We start from the raw sequence: 19136 nt of genomic DNA on the forward strand, positions 1-19136 counted from the left end.
CACACCGACACGTTGGCCAGCACATAGGCCAGCGCCATAGCTGTTATCACGAACATCCAGAACAGCACCGCCCGATCCCGCTCCAGCCGCTCCACTTTACCCTGGAGCTTGTCCATGTGGCGGGCCATCGCTCTCAGCTCCTCCTTCCTGACCACTTCGCAGTCAATTGCTTCCATCTGGATCACCTCCAATCACCTTGTAGAGCTTCGCGGGGTAGATCTTAAACCTCCAGTTTTTCTCCCCACTTTTCTTCGGATCCACAACCAATCCCAGATCCAGTACACCATTTCTCATGTACTGGCGGACCTTTGCTGGGCTGATTCCCAACATGGGCGCTGCCTCCTCTGGACTCATGTATTTCTTCTCCATTGACCTCAATCTCCTTTCTTATCATCTTCTGCGAAATATTCCACTGACACGCCGAAATACTTGGCCAGGATCAGTAGTTTGTCGAATTTAGGTTTGCTTCTCCCAGTTTTCCAGTCAGATAATACCGATTGTGCAATTCCCGTCTCTTTAGCAACTTGATAGGCTGTTTTATTATTTTTCACTAATAAATCAGCAAATTTTTTGTACAAAATCACATTCTCCTTTCTTAAAATCATTATTGTAATTACTACGGAAATGTGATATGCTTAGTTTACCAGACGAAGCAACCATTTTCCGTAGTATACCTCTCAAATGCTCCGTATTTGTTTGGTATGCTCATACTATACTACGTTTACACGGAGTAGTCAAGAATATATTCCGTTTTTATGTAGTATTGTTTCATTTTTGTGTAAGGTGAATAATTTATGTATGAGATTTTTGAACAATTACTACAAAAATACGGAGTAACTCCGTATAAGGTCAGTAAAGAAACTGGCGTTTCTCAGTCCTCATTAAGTGACTGGAAATTAGGAAAAATAACTCCTAAAACTTCTACTCTAAAAAAAATCGCCGATTACTTTGGGGTAACAGTAGACTACCTCATGACTGGAGAGACATCCTCAGGCAAAAAAGAAACCACGCTTACCCGCCGGGATGAGCGTGATATAGAAAAGATTCTGGATCAGACCAGAGAACAGCTACTCTCTCAGGAAGGCCTCATGTTTGATGGACAACCGGCCACGCCAGAAGCCATTGACTCCATCCTGTCCGCCATGCAGGTAGGTATGGAATTGGCCAAAAAGAAAAACAAAGAGAAGTACACGCCGAAGAAATATAAAAAGGACTGATGTGCCTATGGATATAAAGAAAAAAGCGGATTATCTGGCCCAAAAGTATCGGACCCGCAATCCGTTTGAGATCCTGCAGGGATTAAATGCAATTTTAGTTTTTGTCCCGCTTTACGGCACCAGAGCTTTTTACCAATATTTCCAGCGGAACAATATTATCTACATAAACGAGAATCTCTCCCAACACGAACAGATTTTTGAATGCGCTCATGAGATGGGGCATATGTTCCTCCACAGGAAATCAAATGCTATTTTTATGGACACCAGAACCTGCTTCAATACCAATAAATTTGAAATTGAAGCTGATACATTTGCCATGGATCTGTTGATTGGTGACGATGTTCTGGATGAATATCCAGACTATACATCAGAACAACTGTCACGCCTGTTTGGGTATGAAAAGAGATTGATAGAGTTGAGGTTAAAGCAATAAATAAGAAAGCAAAAGAAGGGGGATTATTATGAAAAACAAGAAAAGACTGGTATTAACTGCATTACTGTTTTCTGGGCTGCTAAGCATGGATGCTGCTGCCCAGACAGATGTCCATGTGTTGGATGTTGGCCAAGGACTTTCTGTTTTAATTGAATCCAATGGCCATTATATGCTTTATGATGGGGGAGATTCTGATAAATCCAGCTATGTGGTCTCCTATCTCCAACAGGAAGGCGTTCCATCGCTGGATTATGTAGTGGCATCTCATTACGATTCTGATCACCTCAATGGCGTGGTCGGCACTTTGAATGCTTTCCCAGTATCTAATGTCTGGGGGCCAAACTACACTGCCGATACCCGTGTATTTGAGTCCTTCAATTCTATCGTGTCCGCCAAAAGCCTTCCCCGGATTCAGCCGGCTGTGGGCAGTCAAATTCAGTTGGGTGATGCTACTGTCCAGGTACTGGCTCCATCCGGAACCGATTATAGTGATCTAAATAATTACTCTATCGCTATCCGTGTGCAAGACGGAAACACCAGCTTTCTGATCACCGGCGATGCCGAGGCCGCAAGCGAAGCAGAAATGGTAGCATCTGGATTATCTCTTGATAGCGACGTGTATGTAATGGGGCATCACGGAAGTGGTACCTCCACCAGCTGGGATTTACTCCAGGCCGCAACGCCAGAATATGCAGTGTTATCCTGCGGAGCAGGAAATTCCTATGGCCACCCCCATATAGAATCAATGGAGAAATTGCAAGCCATGGAGATCCAACTGCTGCGCACGGATAAGCAGGGAAATATCGTGGCATCTACAGACGGCACTAACATTTCCTGGAACGTAGCTCCTTGCAATGACTATACTCCCGGTGATCCTAACGACACGCCGGCTCAACCTGCTGCATCTTCCGGCTCTGCATCCAACCAGGAAGCCGCTGCCATCGTATACTGGACTCCAGGTGGTAAATCTTATCATAACAGCCGCAATTGCTCTACGTTGTCAAGATCCAAGACAATTAACGAGGGTAGTTTAAGCGATGCTTTATCTGCCGGAAAATCTGACCCTTGTAATGTATGCGTGAAATGATAAACCTGTCAATCGTCCAAAAATAAAAGGCCCCCTGCGCCAACAGGGAGCCCGATCTCCGGCGCCAACCGGAGCGTTGAGTTGAGTGCCTCCGAAGAGGCCAATGAGTCTGTAAAGTTATTGTACCATCTTCGGGGGACAGTCGCAATCAGAACATTTGTGCGGCTGTTATTTTTGTACCAAAAAAGGAGATGATACTATGCCAACACGCAAAAAGCACCAGCGGCTGCCCAATGGTTACGGATCCATCCGCTATCTGGGCAAAGGCCGCAGAAACGCCTATGCCGTCCACCCGCCGGCGGACATCGACGGAAACCGGCCGCCCGCCATCTGCTATGTGGACGACTGGATGAAGGGGTTTATCATCCTCACGGCTTATAAGGCCGGCACTTATGCGCCCGGCATGGAGGCCACCCTGGAGCTACCGAACGCCGATGGAGCCGCCGATCTGAAATCGGTTTCAAGTCGTCTGCTGGCAGATTATTCCCGGATCCGCGGTCAGGAGCCGCAAGAACCAGAGAAGACTTTTTCTGAAGTGTATGAGGCTTTTTTTGCAAATAAATATAAGCCTGGGCACTCCTACTCCAAATCTACAATTACATCCACCAAGGCGGCCTATAAAAATTGCAAAACACTCCACGATCGCGTGTTTCGGGATCTGCGGGGAGATGATCTTCAGAGGGTGATTGACACGGCAGCGTTGAAGCTGAAGCACTCCAGCTTAGAGTTGATCCTGAGCTTGTATCACCAAATGTACGCGTATGCTGATGGGCAGAGCTGGTGCGATAAACGGTATGACACCTTTGTGAGAATCGATACTCCAGATGATGATGAACACGGTGTACCGTTTACCGATGAGGAACTGAAAATCCTCTGGAAGCGCAAAGAAGATCCGTCCATAGAGCTTTTACTGATTTTGTGTTATTCCGGGTGGCGCATATCTGAACTGTTTACACTGGAGATTGATCTGATGAACCAATCTATGACCGGCGGCATCAAGACCGCAGCCGGAAAAAACCGTGTTGTCCCGATCCATTCTGCGATCCTGCCGTTGATAGTGTACCGTCTTAAAAAGTACGGCACTATGTTGCCTTTCTCCACTGATGCTTACCGCAAGGATCTCTACGTGGCCCTGGAATCCATTGGATTGGCCGGAAATCCCAAACATACGCCCCATGATGCACGCCATACTTTCTCCCGGCTCTGCGAAAAATATGAAGTGCGTGAAAATGACCGCCGGCGGATGCTAGGGCACGCTTTTAATGATGTCACCAATAAGGTATACGGACACCGGGAGCTGGAAGACCTGAAAGCAGAAATCGAAAAGATTAAAGTGGAGTTGTGACTTTCTTGTGACTAATAGGCCCCAAAAAGCCCTACTAAATTTTAAGAGTACAAAAGAAATAAAAGAGCTGCAAATCCTCATAAAACCTATCATTCTCTTTTATTTCACTCTATTTTATTTTCTGTAAAAAGTCACAATACATTACAAATTCCTTAAGAATTTCCCTTCAAACAGGAAGATTCTATACATAACCGGAAGAACCGTTTGCCCCCATCCGCGGCAGTCCGAGGCGCGGTTTTCCCATCCTGGAAACGAAAACAGGACCTTTCAAAACGCGCGGTTTTCCATTTACTTTTATATAGAAGGAATACGTCAGGAACGGCGGTTTCGGAATCTTATGCCTGGAAAAACGGGATCCGCCCAGCCGGGCCGTCCCTGAAACCGCGGGAAGAAAACCTGCGGGCAGGCCTTAAGATTTGACCGGCCTGACGGAGGGGGAAGCAGGATTGACAGAAATGGTTAGTCAATGTTAACATATGCGGCAACGGCGGTTGACTATCCCTAACTGAGCAGAAAAACCAGCAATGCCGCCGAATCACCAAATCAAATTACGAAGGAGGAATTAAAGGATGATGAAAAACAAAAAACGATCTGCACCGATCATCCTCAGCGCGATGCTGCTGTCCAGCACGCTCACAGCTACAGCCGCGCCCCTGCCGGAAGGACACTGGTCCTCATCTGAAAAGGGCTGGCAGTATCAAACCGAAACGGGAGTTCTTCAAAATGTCTGGAGCCAGTCCGAAACGGGGGATTGGTACTATTTCGATACAGACGGAATTATGTCAGCCGGATGGAAACAGATCAAGGCTGCTGACGGCAAACTGCACTGGTACTATTTTGCCCCGGACGGAGTCATGGCTACCGGATGGCGGCAGGTAACAGACGCAAACGGCAAGCCCCAGTGGTACTATTTTGTCCCGGACGGGGCTATGGCCACCGGATGGCAGCAGATAAAAGACACAGATGGACAGGACAAGTGGTATTACTTAAATACCGACGGCAGTATGCAGACCGGCTGGGTTTCCCAGGGGGATACCACATACTACCTCAATCCAGACGGAGCCATGGCTACCGGCAGCGTGACCATCGGAGACCGGGAATATCCCTTTGACAGCTCCGGCGCACTCACCGGGACATCCGCTCCCGCGGGCGTGGTCCGCCTCGACTCCCCGTCCTCCCAGCAGGCGGAAACCCGCAAAGGCTCCGGCGGCCCCGGAAAGGGAAAGAGCGACGGCTCCGGTTCCGGCAGCTCAAAGGGCGGAAAACGCAGCTCCGGCAGCAGTTCAAAAAGCAAAAAGCGCGGCTCCGAAAGCTCAAAGAGCGGGAAACGCGGTTCCAGCAGCACAACCTCTCCGGAACGCCCCACCGGCGCCGCAGGCAGCCAGACGGGCAGCAGCCAGGCAAATCCCACAGGCCAGGCAGAAAACAAGCCTGTGACCTCTGGCTCTGAACAGGGAAAACCGGCGGAGACCGGGAAAGAGACCGTCAGAGAGGCAGCGGATCTTCTGAACAAGAACCAGACGAAACTTGTGGATCTGGGCTGGATTCAGTACGCCGTCATCGCGTTCCAGGAAGGCACCGCGGACGACTACACCATAGAGATTGACGGAACCGATGTGACTAAGGCCTGCACGAAGGTGGATCACGACGGAACCATCGTAAAATGGGAATCCACCGTTTTGGATCCGGCCAGCGTGACGGTTTCCCACCGGCAGGGGAAATTCGACCAGGTGGCTTTAAGCCAGCACCCGGCTCAGAAAAAGCCTGAGGCAGGACAGGGCTCATCCGCCCCCAAGCTGATCCTCACCAACGGTGCGGTTCCCTCCCATGACTATTATCTGGACGCTTACGGCAAAGACGGCGCGGTCAGAACGGCCCCGGCCCGCACCACCTTCGGCACAACCGGAAACCGGGCTTCCGGAACCGTATCCTCCTGGTCTGAGAACGGAGACGTAGACGCCTACCTCCTGTTCGACCACGATTTGCTGGCAAACGCGATGATTCTTCAGAATATCGGAGCGGCGGACGACGCGGCAATGGCCGTAGTTAAGCGCTGGGAAACGCAGACGCCTGTGGCCGCGATGGATGGAAACTCGGAGAGCCTTTACGACTTTGCCAAATATCTGAGCGCCGTTCAGGATGAGGAGCGGGAGCACAATGACTTCCTCTCATTCCTGACATATGCCAGCCAGAATCCGGACGGAACCATTCAGAGCCGGCCGGAAAATGTCAAGAGAGTTTTAGAGGACGGTTTCCTGGGAAGCACGTTCCAATTTTCTAAAACCGCGAGAGAAGCCGCTCCCCTGCTTTCCGGAACAGAGGGCAGACTGGGAGAAAACCTGGTGCTGACCAGCGAAGGCGACCCGGCGTATATTTCGTCGATCACCGCCCTGTTCCTTGACGGAAACCCCTTCCCGCTGCGCAGCGACTCCAGCCGGAAAGCGTACGAGATCAACGAGGAACAGACCAGCATTACCCTGTATCACACCATTCAGGAACCTTCCGGAGAACAGCCGCAGCTGACAGAAGGGGAACACACCCTGAAAATAGAGGCAAACGGCTATGAGATAGCCCGTGTGACCCTGACAGTGACGGCCGCTTTACCGGCTGAAGGCACTCCCGAAACGGCTCTGCCCTCCCATGGGGATCTGGAGCTGGATTTCCCGGCTGGTCTCGCCCGCGTAGAAAAAGAATCTGCTGAGACTGCGGAAGAAAGCAGCTCGGCTCTGCCCTCCCACGGGGATCTTATGCTGGACCTTCCGGCCGGCCGTTCCTCTGAGGAGGTTTCCGCCGAGGCTCCGGCGGCAGCGCCCCTGCCTTCCTTCGGCGACCTGAAGCTGGATTTCCCGGCTGGTCTCGCCCGCTTAGCAAAGGAATCAGCTGAGGCTGCGGAAGAAAGCAGCTCGGTTCTGCCTTCCCACGGGGATCTTATGCTGGACCTTCCGGCCGGCCGTTCCTCCGAGGAGGTTTCCGCCGAGGCTCCGGCGGCAGCGGCCCTGCCTTCCTTCGGCGACCTGGAGCTGGATTTCCCGGCTGGTCTTGCCCGCTTAGAAAAGGAATCTGCTGAGACTGCGGAAGAAAGCCGCCCGGTTCTGCCCTCCCACGGGGATCTCAAGCTGGATCTCCCCGCTGGCGGCACCAGCCTGGCGAAACCTTCCCTGGATACCCCGGAAGAAACGGCTCTGCCTTCTCACGGCGACCTGGAGCTGGATTTCCCGGCCGGTCTTGCCCGCGTAGAAAAGGAATCTGCTGAGGCCGCGGAGGAGAGCGTTTCTGCCCTGCCCTCCCGCGGAGACCTCAAGCTGGATTTCCCGGCCGGCCTTGCCCGCGTAGGGAAGGTTTCCCCTGAGGCAGCGGAAGAAAGCCGCTCGGCGTTTCCTTCCCACGGGGATCTTATGCTGGACCTTCCGGCCGGCCGTTCCTCCGAGGAGGTTTCCGCCGAGGCTCCGGCGGCAGCGGCTCTGCCTTCCTTCGGCGACTTAGAGCTGGATCTTCCAGCTGGCAGCTCCCATTCAAGCTAAGGATTTCCAATCTGCGGCTCTGGAAACCTCTGTTTCGCAGTCCCCCAAAAGCCGGGAATCCTGACGCGAAACCATTCCGCAGGAGAGCATCCGCGCAAAACGCGGTCCTCTCCTGCGTTTAACAAATTTCCAGGATCGACCCATCCCAGAAAATCCTTTCAACAATTTTTCATCAGAGTCGGAGGCGGAAGCTAAAACTGCCCTCTTGCACTTTCCTCTCAGACGTACTATAGTAAAAGCATAAAAAGAACAACCGCCCACAAAGGGTTGGCCAGTATTGATGATAGAAATTCCACCCTCGCTACCGCCAAAGTATACAAGGGTGGTTTTTCTATGCCCGTTTCCGGGACTTAGAAAAGCGGCTTACCCCCGCCCTTTCCGCACCAGCTCCTTTTCCAGCTCCCTGGCGGCGATGCTTAACGGCCTTCCCGTATCCTTCACCAGACAGATCGCCCGCTCCGGAATCTTTTCCTTTAAGGTAATGGGGAACAGCTTTCCCCGCCGCATATCCTCCGCCGCGAAGTCCTCCGGCAAAAATCCCAGACCCAGATCGTGTTTCACCAGCGGCAGCACCTGATCCGTGGTGGCCGCCTCCATATCCGGCTCCCATAAAATCCCGTTTTCCGCGAAAAAGTGACTGTAAAACTCATAGGTTTTCGTCTCCCGCCCCAGACTCACCAGGGGATAGGCCGTAAGCTCCTTCAGGCTCAAAGCCCCGCAGGAAAGCTCCTGAAACTGCGGCCCGCCCACCAGGATTTCCCGGAAGGTCTTCAGCCGGATCTCCTCCAGCGGTTTCACCACCCCCGTAGGCGTGGTAACCACCGCGAAATCCACCAGCCCCCGCCGCAGGGACGCCACCGCCTGAGGCGTGGAATGACTGGAAATGCGGATGCGGATACCAGGGTATTTCCGGTGAAACCGGCACAGCCGGGAAAGCAGATACCCGTGCAGGGCCGTTTCGCTGGCTCCCACAGACACTACGCCCCGTTGCAGGCTTTTGTCCCCCGAAAGCTCCGCCTCTCCTGCCTGAAGCTGTTCATGAGCCACCGCCACGTGGGCGTAAAGCTTTTCTCCCTCCGGCGTCAGCTGCACTCCCCGGTTGGAGCGCACAAACAGGCGGCAGCCCAGCTCGCTCTCCAGATTGTTCATGGATCTGGTGATGTTGGGCTGGCTGTTCAACAGGATTCTGGCCGCCTGGGTAAAGCTCTGATACTTTGCCACATAATAAAAAATGCGGTAATAGTCATAAGTGATCGCCATAATTTCCCCCTCTGTCATACTAATATAGTATGGTAAAAATCTCAAATATACATTTTACTTCTTGTTTAAAAAGAAGTATAATATAAAATGACGGGAAAGGCAATTCAGCCTTGCCAAAAAATTAACAGGAGGACAAGAACATGGAAACCTATGGATTAGAAAAACTTGGCATCACCAATACCGGAACTGTATACCGCAATCTTGACGTTGCTCGTCTGGTAGAGGAATCTTTAAAACGCGGCGAGGGCATCCTGATGAACACAGGCGCGCTTGCTGTAACGACCGGGAAATATACAGGCCGTTCTCCTAAAGATAAATTCATCGTTGACACCGCAGACATTCACGATCAGATCGCGTGGGGCAGCGTAAATGTTGCCATCTCTGAGGACAAGTATCAGAACATCAAGAACAAAATGTTCGCATACCTGCAGCAGAAGGATCTGTTCGTATTCGACGGCTTTGCCGGAGCGGATGAGAAATATACCAGAAAATTCCGCATCATCAATGAGCTGGCTTGCCAGAACCTTTTCATTCATCAGCTTTTAATCCGTCCCACCGCAGAGCAGCTGGAAACCTACGGTGACGCCGATTTCACATTAGTTGTAGCTCCCGGATTCCACTGCGTTCCTGAGTTAGACGGAACCAATTCCGAGGCTGCCATCATTGTAAACTTCTCTGAGAGACTCGTTCTGATCGCCGGCTCCAGATACTCCGGTGAGATCAAGAAGTCCGTATTCTCCATTATGAACTACTTAATGCCGGTGGAGGAGAACGTGCTGCCCATGCACTGCTCCGCCAACATGGATCCGGAGACCCAGGAGACCGCTGTATTCTTCGGACTTTCCGGAACGGGAAAGACCACTCTGTCCGCTGACCCGGCCCGCAAGCTGATCGGCGACGATGAGCACGGCTGGTCTGAGGACGGCGTGTTCAACTTCGAGGGCGGCTGCTACGCCAAGTGCATCAACTTAAACCCGGAGAACGAGCCGGACATCTACAACGCCATCCGTTTCGGCAGCCAGGTGGAGAACGTGGTCATTGATCCGGAGACGAGAATCCCGGACTACGACGACGGTTCCCTCACGGAGAACACCCGCGTGGGCTACCCCGTAGACTATATCAACAACGCGCAGATCCCCGGCAAGGGAGGCATTCCGAAGGTTGTGATCTTCCTGACCGCCGACGCGTTCGGCGTACTGCCGCCCATCGCCAGACTGGACGAGAACGCGGCTATGTACCACTTCGTAACCGGTTTCACCTCCAAGCTGGCCGGAACGGAGCGCGGCATCCAGGAGCCGCAGCCCACCTTCTCCACTTTGTTTGGAGAGCCCTTCATGCCGCTGGATCCGTCCGTATACGCTAAGATGCTGGGCGAGAAGATCGAGAAATACGGCACCAAGGTTTACCTGGTAAATACGGGATGGTCCGGCGGCCCCTACGGAGTCGGCAGCCGTATGAAACTGTCCTACACCAGAGCCATGATCACCGCGGCCTTAAACGGCAGCTTTGACAGCGTAGAGTACCGGCACGACGAGATCTTCAACGTGGACGTTCCCCAGAGCTGTCCTGGCGTACCCTCCGAGATCATGAATCCGAGAGACACTTGGGCCGACAAGGACGCTTACGACGTTTCCGCCAAGAAACTGGCCAAGATGTTCTCCGACAACTTCGCCAAGAAGTACCCGAATATGCCCAAGGAAATCGCCGAGGCCGGCCCGAAGGCAGAGTAATAACCAAGAACCCGCAGCCCGTCAAAACGGGATGGGGGATAAGAAAGCGGCGGCAGGGATAACACCCTGCCGCCATTTTTGCGCCGGTTTCCCTGACGCCTTCCTTTATTGACTTTAACTGGCAATCCGCCTATAATGAAAGCCATAAAAAGTGTGCGCAGCCGCGCACACTCGCGCCGGAGCGCGGCTGCGCCAGCAGCCATTTTCTTTTGCGCGGAGTGCGCCTTCGCCGAAGGCGTTTGTGTCATAGGAGACGCCGTTTTTTATGACACAAATCATACTTTATCTTTCGGAGGACCAAATGGAACGTACCACGAAAGGCCGCTGCGCGGCCGTACTTTTGCTGATTTTTCTGTTGTCTATCATACCGCTCTGTCTGATCGCGCCCTACAGCGCCCCGTCTGCCGACGATTTCTTTTATCTGCGCCAGACCCTTCCCGTCTGGGAAGAAACCGGCTCCGTGGCGGCCGTTTTGCAGGCCGCTTTTGAGCAGACGGTACAGCGCTTTTTTGAGTGGCAGGGGAATTTTTCCTTCATTTTCCTGACCTTTCTGCAGCCGGCCAGTTTCGGGGAATCCTATTACGGTCTGACCGCAGTTTTCACTCTGGCGGCTCTCATTCTGGGGGAATGGTACTTTTTAAAGGTTCTGCTCAAAGACTGCATGAACGCCTCTGAGAACACCCGCCGGATTGTATCGTTTCTGTTGTTATTTCTGACCGTTCAGTATATGTATGAGCCGGTTGAGGGGCTGTACTGGCATCCGGGAGCCATTTCCTACACCTTTTTCTATGGCCTGGGGCTGTGGATGAACGGCCTGACGCTGCGGATGATGACGCGGGCCGCAGGCCGCGGCTGTCTGCGGTGTTTTATCCCCGCCCTGATTCTGGCCCCCATTGTAGGCGGCAGCAATTACTCCACCGCCCTGGTCTCGGCCATGCTCTTATTTTTGCTGACGGCGCACGCCTTCTGGCGCGAGCCGCGGTTTCGGTTTCAGGCGGTGCTGGGGCTGATCGTCCTGGCCGTTCTCACCGCCGCCCTGCTCGTAAGCATCGCGTCTCCGGGAAACGGCCTGCGCCAGCAACAGGTGGGGGATTCCAGTGTGATCAAGGGACTGATCCTCTCTGTGGTCTACGCCGCTTACAGCATGGCGAACGCCACCACCGTTCCCGTACTTCTGGCATGGCTGTTTCTCGCGCCTTTCGTCTGGAAACTCGCAAAAGAGAGCAAATGGGAATTTTCCCATCCCTTTTGGGCAATGGTTCTGTTGTTTGGGCTGTACGCCACTCTGGGGATGCCCTGCTTTTACGCCCTGGGGTTTGCCATCCCGGAGCGAAATATCAACCTCATCTATTTCAGCTATTATCCGGTGACGCTGTGCGCCATGTTTTATCTCATGGGCTGGCTTTCCCGCCGGTTTGAGGGGTGGCTGCCGGATTTTCATCTGGAATCCCTGTACGAAAGGCGTTTTGGCACCGTCTTCGCAGTCTTCTGCCTGCTGTTTGCACTGGCCTGCGGCGGACAGATCACGGTGGGAAAGGGAGAGACGGGCGGACTTGCCTTTGAGCGGATGCCCGCGGGCTTAAGCGCTGCCTACTCCTTGGCTACGGGGGAGGCCCAGGAGTTTCACCGGCAAATGGCGGAGCGGGCAAACATCTGCCGCAGCGCGCCGGGCGAGGACATCGTCCTCCCGAAACTCACCGCCAAACCGCCGCTGCTGGCCTACACAGACATCACCGAGGATCCGGCAGACTGGACCAATGAGACTATGGCGGAATACTACGGCGTTTCCACCGTCCGGGTGCAGTCAGACTAAGATGCAGGCGCGGTGGCGGACACTTCTCCCAAGCCACGGCTGTATCCACGGCTATTTTCTTTTCCACGCAGCGCAAAGCGGCGGCAGAACACAAATCCTGCCGCCGCTTTCCATTTCCCTTTTCACATTCTCAAATAGGATCCGTTTCCCCTCACGCCTCCAGGGACGCGCAGATCTCTGTGCACAGTTCCTTTAAGGCCTGGCGCTGTTCTTCCTTTACGGAGGACTTTATGGTCACGGTCTTCTCAGACACGTTCATGCCCTTTAAGGAGGAAACCATCTCTCTCATGATCTTTCCCGACTGGGGGGCCCAGGAGCCGTTTTCAATGATGGATACGGTCCGGTTCTGAAGGTTTAAGGCCTTCATGTCCTCCAGCAGGTTTAACATAGTCGGATACAGCCCATTATTGTAGGTGGGCGCAGCCAGCACGATGTTGCTGCAGCGGAAGATCTCGGAGATCAGGTAGGACACGTGGGTTCTGGATACGTCGTACACCACCGTGTTCTTCACGCCGGCCTCCGCCAGCATAGCGGCTAATGTCTCCGCGGCCTCCGCCGTGTTGCCGTACATGGAGGCGTAGAAAATGGCCACTGCCTTTTCTTCCGCCTCGTAGCGGCTCCACTGGTCGTGCTTTTTCAACACCTCTGCGATGTCCGTTCTCCAGATTTGTCCGTGAAGGGGGCAGATGGCGGAAATCTCCAGGCCGGCGGCCTTCTTTAAAACAGCCTGCACCTGAGGGCCGTATTTTCCTACGATGTTGGAGAAATACCGTCTCATCTCCGCCAGATCGGCGAAGGGGCAGTCCTGCTCGTCGTTAAACAGGACGTCCAGGGCTCCAAAGCTGCCGAACGCGTCCGCGGAAAACAGCAGCTTTTCCGTCTGATCGTAGGCCATCATCACCTCCGGCCAGTGCACCATGGGGGCAAACACAAACTGGAGCTTGTGATAGCCCAGATCCAGCACGTCTCCCTCTTTTACCTCCACCGTGCGGCCCTCCAGGTCCATCTCGTAAAACTGACGGATAAACTGGAACGTCTTGGCGTTTCCCACCACCTTTGCGCCGGGGTAGAGCCGCATCAGCATCTCGATGTTGGCGCAGTGATCCGGCTCCATGTGGTTCACTACGATGTAATCCAGCTCTCTCCCGCCCAGGGCACCTCTCACATTGTCCAGAAACTGCAGGGTTACGGCCGCGTCCGCCGTGTCCATCACTGCCGTTTTTTCATCCAGGATCACGTAGGAGTTATAGGAAACTCCCTTCTCCACCGGAAACAGATTTTCAAACAGGCCGATCCGCCGGTCATTGGCGCCGACCCAGATCACGCTGTCTGTCACATTTCTTGTATTCTGCATATTCTCACCTTCCCGCTCTCGCCTTTTTCTCTGGAATCCAGCCGAGATTAGCTTTGGCTAATTCCTTTTCTTTCCAGCTAAAAATATATCATCACACCGGGGCCTTGTCAATAGCCCTGACGGCCTGCCGCCCCCTGAAAAAATTCTGAAAAACCCGGAAAACCCCGCCCTGAAATCCCCGGCCAAAAACCAAGAAAACCCTGCAGAAAACAAAACGGGAAACCGCCAGCCCAGGGAGCCGGGCCAAACCGCCCCGTCTGCCCGGAAACTTATGGTTTCCCGCCCGCCGGTTCCCTCTACTCCTGCCTCAGGGACTCCCGGATTTTCGTGAATACCTCTTTTAAATCTATGGGCTTGTTGATATGCCCGTTCATGCCGTTTGCCAGGCTCTTTTCCACGTCCTCGGAGAAGGCGTTGGCCGTCATGGCCAGGATGGGGATGGTCTGGGCATCCTCGCGCTCCAGGGCGCGGATCGCCCTTGTGGCCTCGTAGCCATTCATCACCGGCATCTGAACGTCCATGAGAATCAGGTCAAAATACCCCGGCCTGGACTGGGAGAACCGCTCCAGGGCCTCTTTTCCGTTTCCGGCCGTCTCAATAGCCGCTCCCGTGGCCTCCAAAAGCCCTACGGCGATCTCCATATTCAGCTCGTTGTCCTCCACAATCAGGAATCTCCGGCCCCGGAAATCTCCCTCCGGCGTGCCGCTCTCCTCCGGCTCCTTCGCCTGTTTTCCAGAGATCTCCGACAGCAGGGATGCCAGAGTGGACTCAAACAGCGGCTTTGTGATAATGGAAAACGCTCCCGCCTTCCGGCTCTCCTCCTGGATTTCCGCCGTGTCGTGGGCCGTCACCAGCACAGAGGCCGGCTTGCTGCCCATGGCGGAATCCCGGATCCTGCGGATGGTCTCCAAACCGTCGATAAAGGGCATTTTCCAGTCGATCAGGCACAGGTCATAGGGTTCCTCCTCCATTTGGGCGCGCTCCACCATCACTGCCGCCTCGTAGCCGTTGTCCGTGCTGTCCGCCCGCACTCCCATTTTTCCCAAGAGGAGCTTGGCGTGGGCGGCCGCGTCCGGATCGTCGTCAGCCACCAGCACGCGAAAGCCGGTAAAGTCCCGTTTTTCCTTCGTCTCCTGCTCCACTTTCCCAAAGGGCAGAACCACGGAGAATGTCGTTCCATTCCCCAGGCTGCTGGAAACGGAGATTCGTCCGCCCATCATTTCCGTAAAGCGCTTGGAGATGGACAGGCCCAGGCCGGTTCCGCCGTACACCTGGCTTACGTTGGAATTTTCCTGTTCAAAGGCTCCGAAGATCTTGTCAAAGTTCTCCGGGGCGATGCCGCAGCCGGTGTCTGCCACCTCAAATTTCAACCAGATCTGATCTCCCTCTTTCTGGAGCCTGGTCACCTGCAGGGTGATCCGCCCGCCTCTGGGGGTGAATTTTAAGGCATTTGACAGCAGGTTCATCAGGATCTGATTCACCCGCAAGGAATCGCCGTACAGGCGTTCCGCCACATCTCCCACAAAGCCCACCTCAAACTCAATTCCCTTATCCCTGGCCTGGCCGTAAATCACCTCGTTCAGGGATTCCATCATCGCCTGGAAATCGAAATTGGTCCGGTTGATCTCCATCCGGCCGCTCTCGATCTTAGACATATCCAAAACGTCGTTGATCAGATTCAGCAAATGGCCGGAGGCAAGGCTGATCTTCCTCAGGCAGTCGGCTACTTTTTCCCGGTTGTCCAGGTTCTGTCTGGCCAGCATCACCATTCCGATAATGCCGTTCATGGGGGTGCGGATCTCGTGGGACATCCTGGAGAGGAACTCGCTCTTTGCCATGTTGGCCTGTTCCGCCTTCAGCATGGCCTCCTCCAGCTTTGTCTGGGTGTTTACCATCTCCGTCTCGTCCGTCAGCACGGAGATAAACTGGTCCCGCTCCTCCGTCTTGATGCGGTAGGTCTGAAGGGCAAACACCTTCTCCTCCGGGAGGGCCGGGTTGCGGTAGTGGAACATGGCGTTCCAGTAGGTCTCCCCGTTGGTGGAAAACAGGTTTTTCACCATCTCCCGATCGCTTTCGTCCATATAGTCAAACAGGAACGAAGGGGAAATCTTTCTGGAATCCGGCTCAAAGCCCAGAATCCGCTCCGCGTTCTCTGAGATAAAATTCCGCTCCGGATGGTCCAGCTCATTGATCATGAAAATATGGTCGATGGTCTTGGAAAGCAGGTCAAACAGGCGGTTCTGATTCTCCAGGCGGTCTGTCTGCCATTTTAACAGGTATTTATGTATGGCCAACACGATTACCATGGCCGCGAACATCACCACGGAACAGAAAATGGAAAACATTCCCGTGTCCTTAGCTTCCTCGTAGAAATAGTCAAACCGGTCCCTGGCAGTTTCCATAATCTCCGCCAGAGCCTGGTCCACCGCTCCGTACAGCGGATCCAGATGCTGGGTAACGTAGTCTGAGATGTCCTCGCCGTCTCTCTCGCCCGCGGCCGCGTATTCCAGAAATTCCCTCTGCTCCTGACGCAGATTCTCAATCAGCTGCCGCAGCCGCTGGGCCTGCCTCTCATCGCCCAGATAACATTCTTCAATGACCTGTAAATGTGTTTCCGCGTCTTCATAAAACTGGATGGCCTGCGCCCTCACTTCCTCCACCACCTCCGGCGTGTTGATGTGGCGCAGCTGTTCAAAGCTGATCTGGACGTTGTCCACATCGTTTTGCAGTTTTCCTCCCGCGTCAATCACCCGGAACGGGTGCTCTCTGATGTCGTCCAGCTTTGTGAGCAGGGATCTCACGCTGAATATCATAAAGACCAGAAACGCCACCAGCAGAATGATCAGGGCAGCGCCTGAACCGGAGGCAATTTTTTTGTTCCTGGCTAGCTGTCGTTTTTCTCTTTTCATACTCCCTCCAAATGCGTGTATTTGGGCTGTTGCCGTTTGAAACGCTCAGGTGCGAGCTGTTTTTTCCATATTGTGCTGTCTTGGCTGTGGAGAATGGACTTTCTTGTGAAAGAACCTCGCCAAGTGTTCACATGATACCTTGTGCACTAAATTCGTGAGATACCTTATTAAGTGCACAGGCATATGTTCTCACTAGGCTCGTGAAGAACCTCGCCAAGTGTTCACATGATACCGTGTGCACTAAATTCATGAAAGACCTCATTAAGTGCACAGGCATATGTTCTCACTAGGCTCGTGAAAAACCTCGCCAAGTGTTCACATTATACCACAATCTTTTTATCCGGGAAAGACGCTGGAGAGAGGATGATCGAAAAAACGATGATTCTGTCTATGAAACACGAAAGATGGGAACGGCAGGAAACAGGGATGGCGGGACAAAGCGGCGCAGGGCAGAAATGAGCCGTCGCCGCCCGATTTCTAACCGGGAGGCAACGGCTCATTTTGGGGATCTCCGTTCTCATAGTCGGCCACCGCCTGCTCCATCTGCTCTAACATCAGGGAATACTGCAAAAACCGGGCGCTCCAGGCCTGTTTATCCTCCTCCCGCCTCTTATAGCAGCTGCGGTGCTCCAGGCTGGCCCACAGATCCATGGCCATGGTGCGAAACTGAATCTCCACCGGATAGTACTCCATCCCGTCCACCCGGTATATGGGGACACCGGCCACCAGATGGTAGCTCTTGTAGCCGTTGGGCTTGGGGTGGGCGATATAGTCCTTTTCCTTCACCAGCTCCAGATCCCCCTGGCGCTTTAAAGCCCGCGCCAGCTTGCGGATGCCCTCCAGATCGTAGCAGATGACCCGGACACCGGCAATGTCCCTCAGATAATACCGGGCATCCTCCGCCGTCTGTCCCCATCCCTTCTTTAACAGTTTCCCCTCAATGCTTTCCCTCGTCTTGATCCTGGACTGCATATGGTGGATAGGCTCCTCCCCATACCGCTCCCGGTAGTCCTCCGCCAAGATTTTCAAACGGTTTTCCACGTTCCCCAGGCATTCCCGGTAGGGGCCGATCAGCTCCTGATACTCCTTTTCTTCCACGTTTGCCCATCACCTCCGTCCCTTTTTTGTCCGTTTTAGTTTACGGGAAAATTGTGATGAAACTGTGTTTCCGGTGTTTCCAAATTCTTATATTTTTCTAAAATCGGAAATGGGGAACGGGGTACGCCACAGTTGAGACGTCCCGGTTCCCCTGGTGTTTCCTATCGCCTCCCGCCAGAGGCTTTTATGTCATAGACAAGAAAAAAACGCTTCCTTCAGCCGTTTCATCCCTTCCCGCACATACGCCTCCGGCGCCGCCACATTCATCCTCATGCAGCAGTCCCCGTTATCTATGCAGGTGCGGCCGTCGTTTAGGAGCACTCCCGCACGGTCATTGCAGCGGCTCACCACCTCGTCTGCCGTCAGACCCAGACCGGAAAAGTCCAGCCACATCAGATAAGTCCCCTCTGCCTCCCAGGTCTTCACCCCCGGCATCTGTTCTTTCACATAGCGGGAAACGTACTCTGTGTTTTTCCCGATGTGGCGGTTCAGCTGGTCCACCCAGTCCCCGCCTTCCCCGTAGGCCGCGATGGAGGCCTCCATGGAGAGGGCGTTGCAGTTGTTGTAATGAGAGAGGTTGGACTCTGTCTGGAACCGTTTCCGCAGCTCCTCATTCCAGATTACCCCGTAGGAAACCACCAGACCCGCCAGATTGAAGGTTTTGGTGGGGGAATAGAAGGAGATGGTATTGTTCCTGGCCCCTTCTGACACGCTGTGCATGGGAATGTGGTTTCCCTTCCGGCTAAAATCCGCCCAGATCTCGTCTGCCACCACCGTCACGCCCAGGCTAAGGCAGATCTGGGAAAACCGCTCCAGCTCCTCCCTCGTCCACACCCGGCCTGTGGGATTGTGGGGAGAGCAAAAGACAGCCGCGCGGATGTTTTCCTGCCGGATTTTCCGCTCCATGTCCTCAAAATCCAGGCGGTACGTTTCCCCGTCCCAAATGAGAGGATTTTCCACCACACGGCGGCCCCGCAGCTCGATAATCTCACGGAATTTGGCGTATCCCGGCGTCTGCACCAGGACTCCCTCCCCTTTTTCCGTCAGAATCTCCACCGCGGTGGAAAGAGCCCCCAGCACGGAATTCTGATAAGAAATCTGCTCCGCTGTCAGCCCTTCCACTCCATACCGCTCCCTGTGCCAGCGGATGATGGTGGAATAGAACCGCTCATCTGGCTGGAAATACCCGAATACGGGATGCTCCAGCCGTTTTTTCATGGCGTTTACCACAAACTCCGGGGTGGCGATGTCCATGTCCGCGATCCACATGGGAAGGGGATTGGGATGAGAGGTTTTCATGGGATAGGCGTCCCATTTGATGCAGCCCGTCCCTTTCCGGTCACAAATCTGGTTGAAATCATATGTCATA

At 53.8% G+C, this 19136-nt stretch carries 14 protein-coding genes; 7 read left to right on the forward strand and 7 right to left on the reverse strand.

The features are described 5' to 3' along the window. Positions 1 to 162: 162 nt before the first annotated feature. A complete protein-coding gene (locus B5E84_RS01605; RefSeq protein ID WP_087218249.1) occupies positions 163 to 369 on the reverse strand; it encodes a helix-turn-helix domain-containing protein in 207 nt (68 codons plus the stop codon). 5 nt (positions 370 to 374) lie between these two features. Next, entirely contained in the window at positions 375 to 584 is a 210-nt protein-coding gene (locus tag B5E84_RS01610) for a helix-turn-helix domain-containing protein (RefSeq protein WP_334293402.1), read from the reverse strand. 210 nt (positions 585 to 794) lie between these two features. On the opposite strand from B5E84_RS01610, the gene B5E84_RS01615 reads away from it, so the two are divergent. The 5 genes from B5E84_RS01615 to B5E84_RS01635 all read left to right on the forward strand — a co-directional run bounded on the left by B5E84_RS01615 (position 795) and on the right by B5E84_RS01635 (position 7603). After that, positions 795 to 1217: a helix-turn-helix domain-containing protein gene (locus tag B5E84_RS01615; protein WP_087218255.1), complete on the forward strand. Its 423-nt coding sequence runs from the start codon at positions 795 to 797 to the stop codon at positions 1215 to 1217. A gap of 7 nt (positions 1218 to 1224) precedes the next feature. Continuing rightward, positions 1225 to 1650: an ImmA/IrrE family metallo-endopeptidase gene (locus B5E84_RS01620; protein WP_087218258.1), complete on the forward strand. Its 426-nt coding sequence runs from the start codon at positions 1225 to 1227 to the stop codon at positions 1648 to 1650. Positions 1651 to 1678: 28 nt separating this feature from the next. Continuing rightward, positions 1679 to 2737 (forward strand): ComEC/Rec2 family competence protein, encoded by a 1059-nt coding sequence (locus B5E84_RS01625; protein ID WP_087218261.1) that lies wholly within the window; start codon positions 1679 to 1681, stop codon positions 2735 to 2737. 199 nt (positions 2738 to 2936) lie between these two features. Beyond that, positions 2937 to 4082 carry a tyrosine-type recombinase/integrase gene (locus B5E84_RS20540; RefSeq protein WP_087218264.1) on the forward strand — a complete coding sequence of 382 codons (1146 nt, stop codon included), beginning with the start codon at positions 2937 to 2939 and terminating at the stop codon, positions 4080 to 4082. Positions 4083 to 4651: 569 nt separating this feature from the next. Next, positions 4652 to 7603, forward strand: a complete 2952-nt coding sequence (locus B5E84_RS01635) for an N-acetylmuramoyl-L-alanine amidase family protein (RefSeq protein ID WP_087218267.1) — start codon at positions 4652 to 4654, stop codon at positions 7601 to 7603. A 363-nt stretch (positions 7604 to 7966) separates the two neighbouring features. Here B5E84_RS01635 and B5E84_RS01640 read toward each other — a convergent pair whose 3' ends face one another. Further along, positions 7967 to 8863, reverse strand: coding sequence for a LysR family transcriptional regulator (locus tag B5E84_RS01640; RefSeq protein WP_087218270.1), 897 nt, complete (start codon positions 8861 to 8863; stop codon positions 7967 to 7969). A gap of 140 nt (positions 8864 to 9003) precedes the next feature. Between B5E84_RS01640 and pckA the strand changes: the two genes are divergently transcribed. Then, positions 9004 to 10593: a phosphoenolpyruvate carboxykinase (ATP) gene (gene pckA, locus B5E84_RS01645; protein ID WP_087218273.1), complete on the forward strand. Its 1590-nt coding sequence runs from the start codon at positions 9004 to 9006 to the stop codon at positions 10591 to 10593. A gap of 301 nt (positions 10594 to 10894) precedes the next feature. Then, positions 10895 to 12406: a DUF6056 family protein gene (locus tag B5E84_RS01650; protein WP_087218276.1), complete on the forward strand. Its 1512-nt coding sequence runs from the start codon at positions 10895 to 10897 to the stop codon at positions 12404 to 12406. Positions 12407 to 12557: 151 nt separating this feature from the next. Here the strand turns inward: B5E84_RS01650 and B5E84_RS01655 are convergent, their stop codons facing one another. From B5E84_RS01655 to B5E84_RS01670, 4 genes are all read right to left on the reverse strand, one after another. After that, entirely contained in the window at positions 12558 to 13760 is a 1203-nt protein-coding gene (locus B5E84_RS01655; protein ID WP_087218279.1) for an FprA family A-type flavoprotein, read from the reverse strand. A 296-nt stretch (positions 13761 to 14056) separates the two neighbouring features. Further along, entirely contained in the window at positions 14057 to 16669 is a 2613-nt protein-coding gene (locus B5E84_RS01660) for a hybrid sensor histidine kinase/response regulator (RefSeq protein WP_087218282.1), read from the reverse strand. A gap of 477 nt (positions 16670 to 17146) precedes the next feature. Next, entirely contained in the window at positions 17147 to 17767 is a 621-nt protein-coding gene (locus B5E84_RS01665) for a GTP pyrophosphokinase (protein ID WP_087218285.1), read from the reverse strand. Between the two features lie 189 nt (positions 17768 to 17956). Beyond that, on the reverse strand, positions 17957 to 19135 hold the full coding sequence (locus B5E84_RS01670) for a MalY/PatB family protein (RefSeq protein ID WP_087218288.1): 1179 nt from the start codon (positions 19133 to 19135) through the stop codon (positions 17957 to 17959). Position 19136 lies beyond the last annotated feature (1 nt).

This window comes from Lachnoclostridium sp. An14 (genome assembly GCF_002160755.1).
Classification (GTDB): Bacteria; Bacillota; Clostridia; order Lachnospirales; family Lachnospiraceae; genus Lachnoclostridium_A.